15 protein-coding genes and 1 pseudogene are annotated in these 15,242 nt (G+C 36.0%); 11 read left to right on the top strand and 5 right to left on the bottom strand.

Annotation, left to right across the window (positions count from 1 at the left end):
- Window positions 1-68: 68 nt before the first annotated feature.
- Window positions 69-1,478 carry a sigma-54 interaction domain-containing protein gene (locus tag BW986_RS21375; protein WP_076370514.1) on the bottom strand — a complete coding sequence of 470 codons (1,410 nt, stop codon included), beginning with the start codon at window positions 1,476-1,478 and terminating at the stop codon, window positions 69-71.
- Between the two features lie 167 nt (window positions 1,479-1,645).
- On the opposite strand from BW986_RS21375, the gene BW986_RS21380 reads away from it, so the two are divergent.
- The 7 genes and pseudogenes from BW986_RS21380 to BW986_RS31425 all read left to right on the top strand — a co-directional run.
- Window positions 1,646-2,086: a GNAT family N-acetyltransferase gene (locus tag BW986_RS21380; protein ID WP_076370516.1), complete on the top strand. Its 441-nt coding sequence runs from the start codon at window positions 1,646-1,648 to the stop codon at window positions 2,084-2,086.
- Window positions 2,087-2,132: 46 nt separating this feature from the next.
- Window positions 2,133-2,663 (top strand): PepSY-associated TM helix domain-containing protein, encoded by a 531-nt coding sequence (locus tag BW986_RS21385; protein ID WP_179086131.1) that lies wholly within the window; start codon window positions 2,133-2,135, stop codon window positions 2,661-2,663.
- A gap of 14 nt (window positions 2,664-2,677) precedes the next feature.
- Complete coding sequence (gene fosM / locus BW986_RS21390) at window positions 2,678-3,100, top strand: FosM family fosfomycin resistance protein (RefSeq protein ID WP_076370520.1); 423 nt, start codon at window positions 2,678-2,680, stop codon at window positions 3,098-3,100.
- 36 nt (window positions 3,101-3,136) lie between these two features.
- Window positions 3,137-3,829 carry an aspartate/glutamate racemase family protein gene (locus tag BW986_RS21395; RefSeq protein WP_076370522.1) on the top strand — a complete coding sequence of 231 codons (693 nt, stop codon included), beginning with the start codon at window positions 3,137-3,139 and terminating at the stop codon, window positions 3,827-3,829.
- Window positions 3,830-4,634: 805 nt separating this feature from the next.
- Window positions 4,635-4,832, top strand: a complete 198-nt coding sequence (locus tag BW986_RS21405) for an IDEAL domain-containing protein (RefSeq protein ID WP_076370526.1) — start codon at window positions 4,635-4,637, stop codon at window positions 4,830-4,832.
- 467 nt (window positions 4,833-5,299) lie between these two features.
- Complete coding sequence (locus BW986_RS21410; RefSeq protein WP_260320918.1) at window positions 5,300-5,761, top strand: DUF3574 domain-containing protein; 462 nt, start codon at window positions 5,300-5,302, stop codon at window positions 5,759-5,761.
- 210 nt (window positions 5,762-5,971) lie between these two features.
- A pseudogene (locus tag BW986_RS31425) lies at window positions 5,972-6,049 on the top strand (transposase); the annotation flags it as partial.
- A 164-nt stretch (window positions 6,050-6,213) separates the two neighbouring features.
- Here the strand turns inward: BW986_RS31425 and BW986_RS21415 are convergent.
- The 4 genes from BW986_RS21415 to BW986_RS21430 all read right to left on the bottom strand — a co-directional run bounded on the left by BW986_RS21415 (window position 6,214) and on the right by BW986_RS21430 (window position 10,630).
- Window positions 6,214-7,566 (bottom strand): APC family permease, encoded by a 1,353-nt coding sequence (locus tag BW986_RS21415; RefSeq protein ID WP_076370530.1) that lies wholly within the window; start codon window positions 7,564-7,566, stop codon window positions 6,214-6,216.
- Window positions 7,567-7,720: 154 nt separating this feature from the next.
- Window positions 7,721-8,662, bottom strand: a complete 942-nt coding sequence (speB, locus tag BW986_RS21420; protein WP_076370532.1) for an agmatinase — start codon at window positions 8,660-8,662, stop codon at window positions 7,721-7,723.
- A gap of 268 nt (window positions 8,663-8,930) precedes the next feature.
- The gene (locus BW986_RS21425) at window positions 8,931-9,503 is read right to left on the bottom strand and encodes a TetR/AcrR family transcriptional regulator (RefSeq protein ID WP_311316570.1); all 573 of its coding nucleotides are present in this window, start codon (window positions 9,501-9,503) and stop codon (window positions 8,931-8,933) included.
- Between the two features lie 509 nt (window positions 9,504-10,012).
- A complete protein-coding gene (locus tag BW986_RS21430) occupies window positions 10,013-10,630 on the bottom strand; it encodes a TetR/AcrR family transcriptional regulator (protein ID WP_076370534.1) in 618 nt (205 codons plus the stop codon).
- Between the two features lie 172 nt (window positions 10,631-10,802).
- Between BW986_RS21430 and BW986_RS21435 the strand changes: the two genes are divergently transcribed.
- The 4 genes from BW986_RS21435 to BW986_RS21450 all read left to right on the top strand — a co-directional run bounded on the left by BW986_RS21435 (window position 10,803) and on the right by BW986_RS21450 (window position 14,993).
- Window positions 10,803-11,996: a YhgE/Pip domain-containing protein gene (locus tag BW986_RS21435; protein WP_076370536.1), complete on the top strand. Its 1,194-nt coding sequence runs from the start codon at window positions 10,803-10,805 to the stop codon at window positions 11,994-11,996.
- 790 nt (window positions 11,997-12,786) lie between these two features.
- Window positions 12,787-13,671, top strand: coding sequence for a Vgb family protein (locus BW986_RS21440; protein WP_076370538.1), 885 nt, complete (start codon window positions 12,787-12,789; stop codon window positions 13,669-13,671).
- 28 nt (window positions 13,672-13,699) lie between these two features.
- Window positions 13,700-14,353, top strand: coding sequence for a Vat family streptogramin A O-acetyltransferase (locus BW986_RS21445; protein WP_076370540.1), 654 nt, complete (start codon window positions 13,700-13,702; stop codon window positions 14,351-14,353).
- Window positions 14,354-14,447: 94 nt separating this feature from the next.
- The gene (locus BW986_RS21450; RefSeq protein ID WP_076370542.1) at window positions 14,448-14,993 is read left to right on the top strand and encodes a DUF1697 domain-containing protein; all 546 of its coding nucleotides are present in this window, start codon (window positions 14,448-14,450) and stop codon (window positions 14,991-14,993) included.
- Window positions 14,994-15,242: the final 249 nt, after the last annotated feature.

The raw sequence follows: 15,242 nt of genomic DNA on the forward strand, positions 1-15,242 counted from the left end.
AAATTGTTAATATTTAAGCAATGGATGTTATATTTTGGGCACTTTCTACATCGTTTATTTATCCATTGTTAGCTTTTGGGCACTATTTCGTACAATCTGATCTTATTTTGCAAAGTCTGTCTAGGGATTTCGAGTAATTTAGCTGCTTGAGATACGTTGTTTTTTGTTTGATGGATTGCTTTTTCGATCATGATCTTTTCTAATCTGGCAACAGCATCTTTTAATGGTTCAATCTGATACTCTTCCTCACTATGTCTAATGAAATTTTTCACACGCTCTTCAATATCTTTCATTTGAAGTGTATCTTCCCATTCATCCATTTGATTGATCGCAAATTCAACAATATGTTCCAATTCCCTTACATTCCCTGGCCAGTTGTACCTTAAGAGAAAGTCATATACTTCTTTGGATACGTTGGTAATGTTCTTGTGCAGCAGCACATTATATTTAGAGATGAAAAAATCCAATAAAGGCTTGATATCATTTTTCCGTTCACGTAATGGCGGAATATTGAGCGTCATTACACATAATCTGTAATATAAATCAAGCCGCATATCTTTATCCTTTACACAATCTTCAGGCCGTTTATTGGACGCCGTGATTATACGCACATCAACTTTTCTAATATTTCTATCTCCTAATCTTCGAATATATCCGTCCTGCAGTACTCTTAATAACTTGGATTGGAGATGAATGGGCATCGAGTTGATCTCATCCAGGAATATGGTTCCTCCTTCCGCTATTTCAAATAAACCTGGATTATTTTCTGCTCCTGTAAAACTTCCTTTTATTGTACCGAACAGAATACTTTCAATTAAGGCTTCCGGAATGGCTGCGCAGTTTTGCGCAATGAAAGGCTTTTCTGCACGAGTGCTGGCATTATGCAGTGATTGGGCAAATAATTCTTTTCCTGTTCCTGTTTCACCATATATAAAGACGGGTGAGCTTCCTTTAGCGATTTTTTCGGTTAAACGCTTTAAATTCTTCATTTCCTCGTTATCGGTAATAATATCTTTTAGTGTATATTTGGCCCGTTCCGGCCGAATATTTTCCAGTAATCGTTTATCGCCTTTAAACATATCTGAATTGATCTCGATTACATTATTAGGAATGGAATCTTCTTTACTTCTTTCTTTCGACAATTCAATTGCTCCAATAATTTTCCCATGGGCCCTGATTGGTAAAGAGATATTTGTGGTTTCAATTTTCCGTCCCATGAAATCTACAATTTCTTGCTTGCCTTTAAATATAGGGCGACCTGTTTTCAGGGCATTTAATAACGTGCTCGATTTTTCATTCAACGTAGGAAATACAGAAAATAAGCTTTCTCCTAATATTTCCTCCCGTTCGAGAGTTTCAGAGTGAAATCGCGGATTAAATTTGATTGTAAATAAGATTGTCCCTTTATTATCGATAATGGTGATGCCATCAATGTATTTCAGTTGATTCAGAACCTCATAATTTTCCAATCTGTTCATTGTTTTCTCCTCCATGATTTTGTAGTTGTCTAGTATTTTAGGTGATTTAATTCTTCTTTGGCAGCCCTTCTTTTATGGTTCTATAGAAACAGGTTAGTTCACATAAGATAAGATATAATTTGGATTAATATACAAAATTTTAATGAAAATAGAAAGGAAGCATGAATATGACAGAAATGCTGCCACTGACATCGGAGAATTTGGAGCTATGTATCGAGCTCTACATGAACGTTTTTAATCGTGAACCATGGAATGAAAGTTGGACATATGAAACGGCTAAAGAGAGACTTTCCGATTTATTGCATACGCCTAAATTTCTTGGCTTTTTATTTCATATTGATCACGATCCAGTTGGTTTCATTGCTGGAAATAGTAAGGTGTCTTATCAAGGTTTAACGTATTATTTGGCAGAACTTTGTGTGAATAATGAAATGCAAGGTAAAGGGCATGGCTCAAATATGCTTCAATCTTTAGAAGATGAACTGCAGAAAAGAGAGATTAAAAGTTTATATTTATTAACTGCTAATGACGGTCTTGCAGAAGCATTTTATCTGAAAAATGATTATGTTGTAAATGAAGATCGGGTGGTTATGAAGAAAAATTTATAATTATATGAATTTTACTGTTTTGAAAAATGGTCAAGGGGTGATGGAATTGTCGAAATCTGTAAAGTTGTATCAATTAAGCCGAAAAATACATAAATGGACTGGATTGATTTTATCCATTTTTTTTATGTTCATCGCAGTCACAGGCCTCGTGCTTGTTTATATGTTACCACTCGGAGTGGCTGATGAGTTAAGGACGGGGAAAGAGGCGGGTCCAGATCAAGCGATACCTATGGAGAAGGTCGTGTCCATTGCCACGTCTCAGGATCTTCCAGGTGCGGACTCGGTTGAAGATATATTTAGAATAGAATATAGACCAAGTGCAAATGTTTACCAGGTTCGCTTTAATAACGGTCAAGGTGTTCAATTAGATGTGAGTACGGGAAAAGTGTTATCCACAAATCCGGATTACTCGACGTTCCTCATCACTTTGCATGATGGATCCTTCTTTGGCGATTGGTATAGATACAGTATCCTCACAATGACCGGTTTATCCCTAATCCTGCTGTCATTTTCAGGGTATTACATGTTTGGCTATCCTCTTTATAAGCGTCTAATGGCGAAAAAAAAGCAATCCTAATATGAGGTGTTAGAGTGTCTATAAAAGGTTTGAATCATTTTTTATTTTCAGTTACTAATTTAGAGAGATCCATTGAGTTTTATCAAAATGTTTTTGATGCAAAATTGTTAGTCAAGGGGAGAAACACTGCCTATTTTGATTTGAATGGAATGTGGCTTGCCCTGAATGCAGAAAAGGATATTCCCCGTAATGAAATAAGCCAATCATACACACATATAGCATTTTCCATAGAAGAAACTGACTTTATGCACATGTACGAGAAACTAAAGGAATTGAATGTAAACATCTTGTCAGGACGTCCAAGAGATGAGAAAGATAAGAAGTCCATTTATTTCACTGATCCAGATGGCCATAAGTTCGAGTTTCATACAGGTTCTTTACAAGATAGAATAGATTACTACAAACAAGAAAAAGCACATATGGAGTTTTTCGACTGATAAATAAGCCATTTTTACATGAAAAGGGGAATGTTCATGAAAACTATTGGCCTCATTGGCGGCATGAGCTGGGAATCGTCGCTGGAATATTATCGAACCATTAACGAAGAAGTAAAAGCCAAATTGGGAGGTTTGCATTCAGCCAAGTGCATTTTATATAGCGTGGATTTTGAAGAGATCGAACGCTATCAAGCTGAAGGGGATTGGGATAGTTCCGGAAAATTATTAGGGGAAGCAGCCCTGTCTTTGGAAAAGGCAGGTGCCGAAATGATTCTAATCTGTACAAATACGATGCATAAAGTGGTCGGATATATTGAAGGAAAAGTCAGTTTACCGATTTTACACATTGCTGATTCAACCGCAAAACAAATTCAAAAGTCCAAAATCAGCACGGTCGGTTTACTTGGCACTAAATATACGATGGAGCAAGACTTTTATAAAACACGAATTGAGTCTAATGGTATCAAGGTTCTGATACCAAATGCCGAGGATAGAAAAGTGATCAATCAAGTCATTTATGAAGAATTATGTTTAGGGGAAATCAAGCAATCATCAAGAGATCATTACAAAAAGGTCATCAAGGGATTAGTGGATGATGGAGCGGAAGGAATAATATTAGGCTGCACCGAAATTGGATTACTAATAAAACCAGAGGACTCAGAAGTGCCATTATTTGATACGGCCGCAATCCATGCCATTGATGCTGTTAATATGGCATTGGAAAAATGAATGGTTTGGACACTGTGCTTCAATAAGAAAGGTTGCTGCGGCAGCCTTTTTTTTGTGGAATAAAAGCGGCAGATTAGTTCAGAGCAATTTTTAATATGTAACCAAATAAATGGAATTATGTGTTAAAGTTTCACTAATAGGACTGGGGATTCTGTAAAGGGAGAGAAAGATGAGAAATCTAATATATATATTTATTACTAGTTTGATTTGGATCTTATCAGGAACTTTTTTGTTCATCCATGGTAGGGGGATGTTGAATGTAAGTCCTTGGGGGATGAACAATTTTGTTAATATAACGATACAACTAGCAATTATTCTATTACCGGTTATGGGGCTATTTTTGTCCGTTCTTATTAAGAAAAGATTCATAAAGTACGTAATGATTTTAGGATGCTTAATAAACATTTATTATCTCTCCATTCCATTTTTCCTCGCTTGGTTACATTACTTTAAGTTCATTTAATAAGGAAGATTGCTCTTTTTCTTATGAAACTAATAAAAATAATGCCTAAAACGACTATCATCTGTACATAAGTAAAAAAAGGGGAAAGTGGCTGTTATAGATGTATAAAATCATATCTTAAAGATAGAATGGTATAGATTAACGATTAAATAAACTGAAAGAATAATTATTTGAGATGAATTAAAAATTCTTGTTTAGAGACCATAACTGAAGGTTTCAATGAGCTTTCATTTTAAGATGTGAACTCATTGGCTAAAAAAAACATTGAACTACTAAGTGAAATGTTTGAATAGTCAGAAAACTTTTAGTATAATAGAAAAAAGGTTAAGGAGTTGGTTTCCTATGGATAGGAATTTGGTTAATACACCACAACAACCTGAAGTAAACGTCATGGATTCTGAATTTGCTGAAATGGTCTTAAACAAAGCCCTTCGTAATTTCAGAAAAGAGCAAATCCGAAAAGAAATTGACCAGTCATTACAGGACAAAAACAAAGAAGAATTCCTACGATTAACTGAGGAATTAAAAAACATTTCTTAAAACGTTGTATTATATATCGAGATGATTTGGAAATGAACTTAACATAATCGTAATTTAAAGAAGTACGCCAAAACGCCAATCCCATATCTATTAGGATTGGCGTTTATTTGATTTTTATCGATTAAGCACAATATTAAACATCGTTGATTTATCACCATTTTGGGCTTCTGAAGAAGCCTAGCTGCTGTATAAACTGGGGTTTTATGCAATCTCTTCTTTCACTAAAGTGCCCGATTACGGAATAAGGATAACATATTTCTTTGACTACCTATTTTACATAATGTGATGTTTTAGGTAAGGATCTTCAATCGAAGATCCTTTTATGTTCGTTATTGAATTAATGCACTCGTTCGTCACTCACTACAATAAACTTAAGTAAATATTTCCCATAAATCTGATTATTGCATGTATAATGAAGATAGAAAATTCACCATTGTTTTGTCAGCAATACTGTTGAATATGAAGGAGTGGGAATATTGGAAAGGAAAAAAATCTTCTATTGGATCATCCCGATTCTGTTAATTGTCTTTATAGGTAATGCTGTGTACGCTGCAGAACAACAAGAAACTAAAGAGAAACAATCTTCTGCATTAAAGGGGCAATTCTACCTTGAAGACGTAGTGAAAATTTATGTACCATCTACATATAATGTTGATCAACCCATTGATAATACTCCATATGTTAACAAGTCGTTGGAGGAATTCTCAAAAATGTTTGGAGGAGCAACAGCCATCGATGGGACAGGATCATGGCTATCTGATGATAATCAGCTGATTAAAGAGAAAGTAACGATTGTCTATAGCTATGCAGAAGATTTGGACAAGAAAAAAATTAATAAAGTAGTTACCTATGCTAAATCTCTAAAGGAAGAGATGAAACAATCATCAGTGTCTCTTGAAGTGAATGGGAAGATGTACTTTATTGAATAAATGATGTAAAAAGCCTGGAGATAAAATCTCTAGGCTTCTTTTCTTTACTTCCTGCATGCCCAGCAAGCCGTTAATTGTTAGTTGGCGAAAGTCCAACCCAGGTAAGTGCCAAGACGCACGGTTATAAAACCAACTTTGTTATGTTAATGTTTTTGTAATATATTGGAAATTTAACTCAGCACCAATACAAATTCTTTTTTTCTCTATTATGAATATAAAATCATCCAATCGATTCCCGGTATAGGAGAAAAAATCGCAGCCACGATTATCTCTGAGATTGGTGAAATGCCTTTTTGCATATGTGTTATGAAGCAAAAGTTGACAAAGGATGTCTTTTTGCAATGGGAAAAGAGGCGTTAATATGTCCCACATTCTTTAACAAATTGACCACAAAACATATTCAAGAGATTCATGAAACCGCTTACGTTAAATCATTTGGCTATCAAAAAATATTACTTAATTTGATCCTCGGTTATCCCGCCAAAGTCAATTTTGGGTACTTCCTTTTCGGATTTTTTACTTACAAAAAGGTAAATCGCCCCAAGTAATCCCCAAGCAAGTCCTAGCATAATAGCACTTAATTTAAGATTTATCCATAAAAAAACCAAAAGTGTTGTACCAATAAACGGTGAAACGAGATAAGTAACTGTTGATTTGAGATTACGCATTTTTTTACGTATAAAATAGTGTGAAAATACAGAAATATTAACAAATGTAAAGGCGGTTAACGCGCCGAAAGTGATAAAGGAAGTTGCAGTGGCTAAATTCAGAAAAATAGCGGTGAGTGCAACAATTCCAATTAGTATGATGTTTATTATGGGGGTCCCAAAGCGCGGATGAACATAGCTGAAAATTTTCCTCGGTATTACGTTGTCTTTCCCCATTGCATACAACAGTCGAGATGCACTAATCTGAGAGACGATACCGGATGCAATAGTTGAAGTTAGTGAAGCTGCAAAGAGAATCGACTGAAAAAGGATTCCTCCCATATGAAAAGCCATCTCCGACGAAGTCCCTTCTATATTTCTAATATCCGGAAACAATGGTAGTAATGATTGAGCAAAGTAGGAAGCAGTGATAAAAAGGATTCCTCCGATCATTACAATCAAAAATATCGCTCGAGAAATTGTTTTTTTAGGGTCATTTGTTTCTTCAGCAAGTGTTGTAACAGAATCAAACCCAAGAAAGGAAAAACAGAGTATGGCTGCGCCATTTAACAGCGAAGACATTTCCATATTAGCAGTATAGAATGGATGAAGTGAAAATAAGTGACTTGTTCCTTCTACCTGCAAAAGTTCTTTAATAGACAAAATAATAAAGACGCACGCGACCAAAGATTGAAATAGCACAAATAATGTATTAATGGAAACTGATATTTTTACGCTAAAAATGTTTACCAAGGTTATTATAGCTATGAAGCTAATAATCCATAACCAAGACGGAAAATTAGGAAAAATCGTTGTAGCATAAATGCTACTGATTAATGCGTTAATCATAGGTGTAAAAATATAATCAAGCAAAACCATCCATCCCACCAGAAACCCGGTCGATGGATGAAGTGATTTTCCCGTATACGTATAAGCGGAGCCTGCTGTTGGAAAGGCCACCACCATTTTCCTGTAGCTAGATGCTGTAAACAGTATAGCTAACGTGGCAAAAAGATAAGCAGCTGGGACGTGACCATTTGTTTCTTCTGAAACAATACCAAAAGTATCAAAAACAATCGTCGGCGCCATGTATCCAAGTCCAATAATGACAATATGCCATAAATTGAGTAAACGTTTTAAATCACCATGTTCGTTCAATTTATATTCCTCCTTTACTCTTGAAAGAAGCAGCTGGAATAAACAGCTGCTTCTTTATTTATTAATTATCCAAAGCTTCACGCACATTTTTTACATTCAGAGATACTGCCAATAAGATGCAAATTTATCATACTGAATTTTTAGCTTGATAGGTTTACGACAGGATCTCTACTTGGTCATTTTCTTGTTTAATTTTTAAAGCTACAAGACTTGCAAAGTTGTGGACTAATGTAGCAGCTAAAAGAGCAGTAGTTTGAGTTGGATCAAACGAAGGCAGTACCTCAACCAGATCAAATCCAACAAAGTTAAAGCCAGTGAGAGAACGGACCATTTTAAGTGTTTCATGACTGCTGAAACCACCAACTTCGGGTGTACCGGTTCCTGGAGCAAAAGCAGGATCAACGAAATCGATATCAAAGGTTAGGAAACAAGGAGTATTGCCAATCGTGCCCTTTACTTGTTTAACAACATCATCGATCCCGCGTGAAAACAGCTCATTTTGAGTAATGACGTTATACCCCAACTCAAGACTGGAGGTTACCTCCCAGCCGCGCATACCAATTTGAAATACTTTATCTGGCTGTACTAGACCTTCTTCATGTGCACGAATAAAAGGAGAACCGTGCCAGTATTTCTCATCCATATAGGTATCCCAGGTATCTGTATGGGAATCAAAGTGAAGTAAAGCTACAGGTCCATATACTTTGGCTGCTGCACGCAGACTTGCTAATGTGATGGAATGGTCGCCGCCTAATCCAATAGGAATGACTCCTTTTTTCATAAGATTTAACATGGCATTTTCCATGACCCCATAGCTTCTATGGATATTTTGCGTAATGACAGGTACATCCCCAATATCGATTGCATTTGTGTCTTCAAAAGGAGAAACATCTAGAAGTGCATGATAAGAAGATAAACACATAGATGCTTGACGAATGGCTTGCGGGCCAAATCTAGCTCCCACACGGTAGGAGGCTGCTGTATCAAAAGGCATTCCTAAGATGGAAAGTTTTGCATTTTTACTTTCGGAAGGCAATCTCATAAAAGAGCCTGAAGTACAAAAATCGGGTTGATAATTTTCAAATGGATTTGACATTTTCGAAAAACCTCCATGATATCTTTGTTAGTTTTAAATACATACTGTATTTTAAATAAAAATCACTGATGCAATTAGATTTGTTAGGGGGAAACCAGCGGTAAAATAGCTTGTTCCTCATAACATACGCCTCTCTACTATCTGAAATTTATTATGAAAGCATAGAATCCAGTTAATTGATTCTATACTTGCGAACCCTAATTTTAAAAAATGGAAACTAATACAGTTTCCGTGGTTTCCGATGGTATAAAGGAAGAATAAAAGATTGTTATCTTTTATTCTTAGTGCTTATCCCATATAGTAAAATATCCACAATTTCCGAAAGTGCTTCGGGAACTGTTATTCGATTTTCTAAATAAAATTTCTGATTTAGCGTGGAATTAATCGATTCAATAATAACCTTCATAATAAGGGATACATTCCTATTGATAATGACGCCTTCCCTAATTCCCTGTTCGATTAGATTGCGAAGCAATTCCCAATCACTTTTTAGTAAGGTATCCATCTTAATCCACTGTTCAGGATAATACCGTTTTATTTGGTCTAATATATTTTGATCAATAAACTCATAATGATCTGGCAAAACTGTTATAACACCTTTAATTTTTTCAATTAAGGATAATTGGTCATTCTCAATAATGGCTATGGCTTTTTTATCCATATCTTCAAATGTGTAATCAATAACCGCATCCAGCATTTCCACTTTTGAAGAGAAATACTTGTACAACGTTTTTTTACTAATGCCTAGTTGTTTCGCCAAATTATCTAATGGGAATTTCACCCCTTTAAGTTGAATTTCTTCAATAACAGCTTTTATAATTCGATCCCTAATACATATCATCCTCTCAATCTTCCGGTGGAAACTATAGAAACTATAATAGTTTTCAATATCATAACATTGAAAGAATATTTTGACAATAGGAAAATGAGCACTGGAACTAGTTAATGGATTTGGTTACTTGATTGACTATTCTTGAAGTTTAGGAACTAGGACAAAAAACCATTATTTCTCATAACATAGAGATTGTAGTACCGAATCAATCGGATCAGGAATACATACATAGAAAAATTGTTGAAGATTGTCGATACCATTTTTATGAACAAAACTCATTGACCTTATTTAACTATAGGGAGATTGAGTTGAACAACGGAGGTAGCTGCGGCACCTCTTTTTCTTATTCCAAATTTAATTTGTGAAGGATTGTACTTAAACTAACGGTGCGTTTGCTCAAGATCAGAGCTGTCTTTAAGGCAGCTTTTTCTTATAGGGGCAGATTAGTTGAATAAGCATTTTACTAATAAAGGGACAGTACCTATTTTACATGGTATTGTCCCTTTATCCCGTGTGATTTATTTTTTCAAACCAGCTGCAAAGAAGGGACCATTGACTGTAATGGTCGATAGGATGCGGGCCATTTCTTGAGGGGATTCCTTCCTGCCGCTATCCAGCCATTGTTGAATGACCCCTATATGTGCAGATGCAACGTAAGAGGCTAAATATTGTCCTGGAACAAGTAAATGATCCTCCTTAATAAGTGCGTTTGGATCGTTTCCAAACATTGTTTTCCACATAAAATCTTTCAGTCTTGTTTGAAATGATAAATCTCCTTTTGGACCTAACACCGCTTTCATGAATCCACTATTTTCATTAAAATACTCAAATATTGAAACTGCGAGGGTAAATGGCTCTAAAGTGGGGGCGCCGGTTCCAAGTGCGGCAATAACAGCTGGAAAGTTCTGTTTTGCTATTCTGGACATTTCAAGCATGATTTCTTCTTCGTATTTAGTCATTAAATCAAATTTGTCTTGATAGTGGGCATAAAATGTGCCTCTATTAATTTTTGCCCTGGTTGTTATATCTTTGACCGTAATTGCTTTGAAACCTTTTTCATCGATTAATTCTACTAGTGCATTTCGGATGGACTCTTTTGTCCGAATGATCCGCAAATCCGTATTACTCTCTAGCAAGCTAATGCCTCCTTACTTTTATCCAACACATTTATTTACGGTGTTCCGTAACCAACACATGTGCCATTTTTGATTATTGAAACAGAACTTGTCCCCAAATTATAATTTGGATTGTAGTAAATAAAACAACAGGTTGTTCTTTATTATAACCGAAACCAAGGAGGGGTAAAATATGTTCAAAAATAAACTGGTATTGGTTTCACCGATCATCGCATTGGCCGTTATTTTTATTTTTTCACTGACATTATTTCCATCGGTTCAACCACAGCCGAAAAATCTGCCGATTGCAATCGTAAATGAGGATGAAGGAGTGGAAATTCCTAATCAACCAAAGATGAACATGGGGCAAACGATTGTTGAAATGATACAAAAGTCTTCAGCCTCGACAAGGGATAAAGACCCTGCTGTAAAATGGGTGGAAGTGGACAGTATGGAGGCAGTCCAAAAAGGTTTGGATAATCAAAAGTATTACGCGGCTTTAGTTATCCCCAAAGATTTTAGTCCAAAGCAGGCATCATTACGGACACCAGCACCTTCTGCACCTGAAGTGCAAATATTTATTAACCAGGGGATGAATGCGGCTGCTTCGACGATGGCAGGACAGGTCTTGAATGGAGTAGTTGACAACATGAACAACACGGTCCGAAAACAACTACTTGATGGATTTGAAAAACAAGGAGCAACTTTGACAGCAAAACAGGCAGCAAGCCTTGCAGTTCCAATCACTAAGAAAGTCACGAATGTCAATGAAACCGGCACGAATAGTGCGAACGGAAATGCTCCTGTTTCCTTATTCCAGCCATTATGGATGGCTAGTTTGGCTAGTGCTGCGATAATCTTTATTTCTATTAGCAAAATGCCGATCCGCACTAGAAAAGAAAAACTTGTCACGAAGGCCGGGCAAATTTTAATGGGTGCGGTTGTAGCTCTGGTAATTGGATTTGGCTTTACCTGGATAGCAGATGGACTGGTTGGTTTGAATATCCCGAATTTCATGGATACGGCTTTATTCTTATCAATTTCCGCCTTTAGTTTCTTCTTAATGATTTCGGCAGTATTTTCGTTAGTTGGAATTAAGGGCATTGCAGTCTTTGTCTTATTACTTTTCTTCGGTGCCCCTTTACTGGCAATGGCACCTGAAATGATGTCCCCATTTTATCGGGATTGGATTTACTCTTGGTTGCCCATGCGATTTATGGTAGAAGGTCTTCGGAAATTACTCTTCTTTGGTGAAGGCTTAACCTGGAACACTCCAGTTACAGTCTTTGTTTGGATTGGATTAATAAGTATGATTGTGATACTGAGTACTGCTGCTTTAAAACGCAATGGAGTGAAGGAAGCAGTATCGGATTCTCGAAATGTATAAAAAGTGATTGCAAGGATATAACGTTGGCCAATTTGTTGCCATGTTTACCAAAAAAATCGTTTTCCTTATAGGGAAAACGATTCTTTTTATTGAGTATGTAAAAAATTAACTTAGAGGAGATCGACTTTTTAGGTTGGTATTCATTTAGCGTATAATTTCTGAAATGTGTTACTTTAGGAATTATTTTGTACATCTAACTATTGTAACTTTAAATAAACTAAAGGATTTAAGAAAAAAATAAACACTATCTAAACAACTTGATGGGTTTAAGCTAAAAAAGGTTCACAAAAGTGAGCCTTTTTAGCTTAAGTACAAATACAATTCTTCATTTCACATTAGCATATAAATCAAAATATTATATTTTCAGTAGTGTACTAAAACCGACCGTTTTTGGTACACTACTAATTTGTAGTTTAATAATAAAGTCGTTCCTTTTATAAAAATAATAAACCAAAATCAATACTTGATTTTGGTTTTCTTTTATGAAGGATTTTTTTTTCCGCAATCGTGCCATTTTCTTGAATAAGAAGTTGCATAAAATCCTACTTTTTTATATGGCTACCAGGTGCGCGAGTGTGCACAAACGTTGATTTAACAATGATAAAATCCTGAAAAAATAATAAATTGTGACAGGTTCTTGGCGCCCAAGGGGGTTTGTGAGGGGAAACTTCCGTTAGATTAATTATGTTAACTTAATATGAATAGAGTATGCAAGACCTTTTTCGCAGGAATTCAATCATTTTATAACGAATTACTAGAAGAACTTTATACAAGAGGAAGGAGGATTATAGTGGGGATAAAAATTGACGAATACGAACTTCTTGACATAGATTCAGGCCCTTATGGAATAACTGCTGGAAAAGATGGTGCGCTATGGTTTACACAACATAAAGCCAATCAAATTGGTCGAATGACTGTTAACGGTGAAGTCACTCATTTCGTTGTTCCTACACCCAGTGCAGGTGTGCTATCTATAATCTCCACAACTCAGGGGGATGTATGGTTTACGGAAAATAGGGCGAATAAAATTGGAAAACTGAAAGTAACAGGTGAAATCATCGAATATACTCTCCCGAGTCCAAATTCAGCACCTTTTGGAATAACTGAAGGACACAATGGAGACATTTGGTTTACCGAAATGAATGGAAATAGAATAGGGCGAATTTTACCATCAGGTGAAATTATTCAGTATGATATACCGAATCCTGGCTCCTATCCCTCTTTTATTGTTGCTGGACCTGACGGTGCCATCTGGTTTACTGAGAATCAGAGTAATCAAATTGGTCGGATTACGATGCTCGGAGAAGTGACTAATTACATTTTGCCAACAAAACATGCTGGTCCTGTAGGTATTACAAGTGGACCGGACGATGCACTTTGGTTTGTGGAAATTAACGAAAATAAAATCGGAAGAATTACTACCTCTGGAACAATAAGTGAATATACCATCCCTACTGCAAATGCTCGCCCACACGCAATAGTAACGGGTCCTGACCGTGCTTTATGGTTCACTGAATGGGGAAGTAATCAAATTGGCCGAATTACAATGCAAGGTGAAATTACGGAATATCCAATTCCTACACAAAATGCGGAGCCACATGGAATTGTATTAGGCCCTGATGGCGCCATTTGGTTCGCTGAGGAATGCAATAAGATAGGTCGGCTAAGTTTATAATAAAAATCCTGAAAGGCAGTGGATATCCATGGAATCAAATAAGCAACATGGACCAAATCCTAAAGATAAATATCCGATTAAAGGGAATCGCGTCGTGCAATTTATAAAAAATACAATTACTAGACCAAACATTATTGTGGGTGAATACTCATATTACGATGCAAGAAATGGTGAATCTTTTGAAGATCAAGTGTTATATCACTACGAATTCTTCGGTGACCGACTTATCATTGGAAAATTTTGCGCCATAGCACCTGGTGTAAAGTTTATTATGAATGGAGCTAATCATAGAATGGATGGTTTTTCAACCTACCCATTCAACATTTTCGGACACGGTTGGGAGAAATATACGCCAACGTTAGATCAGTTGCCGTTTAAAGGTGATACCATAATTGGAAATGATGTTTGGATAGGAATGGATACTGTCATTATGCCTGGAATAAAAATAGGGGATGGTGCAATTGTAGCAGCCAAATCGGTTATTACAAAAGATGTGGAACCTTACACTATCGTTGGAGGAAATCCTGCAAAGAAACTTAATACCCGTTTCTCAGAAGAAATCATTAACGAATTGCTGGAAATTAAATGGTGGGATTTAGATATTGAAATCATTTCTGCTCATATTGATGTGATAGTGAATGGAGAAATGGAGAATCTAAGAAATTTTAAAAATAAAATATGACAAAATAAAAACTGTCTATAAGGCCCAGTGACAGAGTTCTTACTCTAATCCGTCAAATGTTTTATATAAAATGCAAACTAATAGGAGGATTATCATGGTCTATGTCGCACTGCTTAGGGGAATCAATGTGGGTGGGAAAAATAAAATTAACATGAAGTTGCTTAAACAAGCCTTTGAACGAGTGGGTATGAGCTCTGTAGTTACATATATCAATTCAGGTAATATTATTTTCACAGTGAATGGCCAATCGAAAACAACAATATCCCATATTTTAGAAGAGGCTATACATAGAAACTTCGGATTACAAATCAAAGTTTTAGTCCGTAGTTTTGATGATGTTAAAAAAGTCATACAATCCCTTCCAGAGTCTTGGACGAACGACCAGCAGATGAGAAGCGATGTGCTGTTTTTATGGGACGAAATTGATGATGAGTCAGTGCTTAATAAGCTGGTCATCAAACCAGAAATTGATACGGTGAAATACGTTCCTGGAGCCATTCTATGGTCGGTTGAAAAAAAAAAAATTACCAAATCCGGTATGGCTAAACTCGTTGGTTCAAAGCCATATCAACAAATAACAATCAGGAATGTAAATACAACTCGCAAAATATACGAACTTATGCAAGCTGCAGAGGTGTGAATTACATGATACTAGCAAGAACTATTTTCTAGTAATTGGAAACTGTCTGACGAATTAGAGCAAGAACCCTGTCACTGGGCCTATAACACCCGTTATGGTAAAAAAAAGGTTAGGTGCTTTTTTGGATATCCAACCTTTTTTGCTGATAAGACACTTTATGAAAGTTCTGTTATAAACACCAGTTAAATTAAATTAATCAATCTTCAACAATAGGGCGCGATTCTTTAATAAGAAACGCTTTTCTTAATG

It is taken from the genome of Peribacillus simplex, from assembly GCF_900156045.1.
GTDB lineage: Bacteria > Bacillota > Bacilli > Bacillales > DSM-1321 > Peribacillus > Peribacillus simplex_D.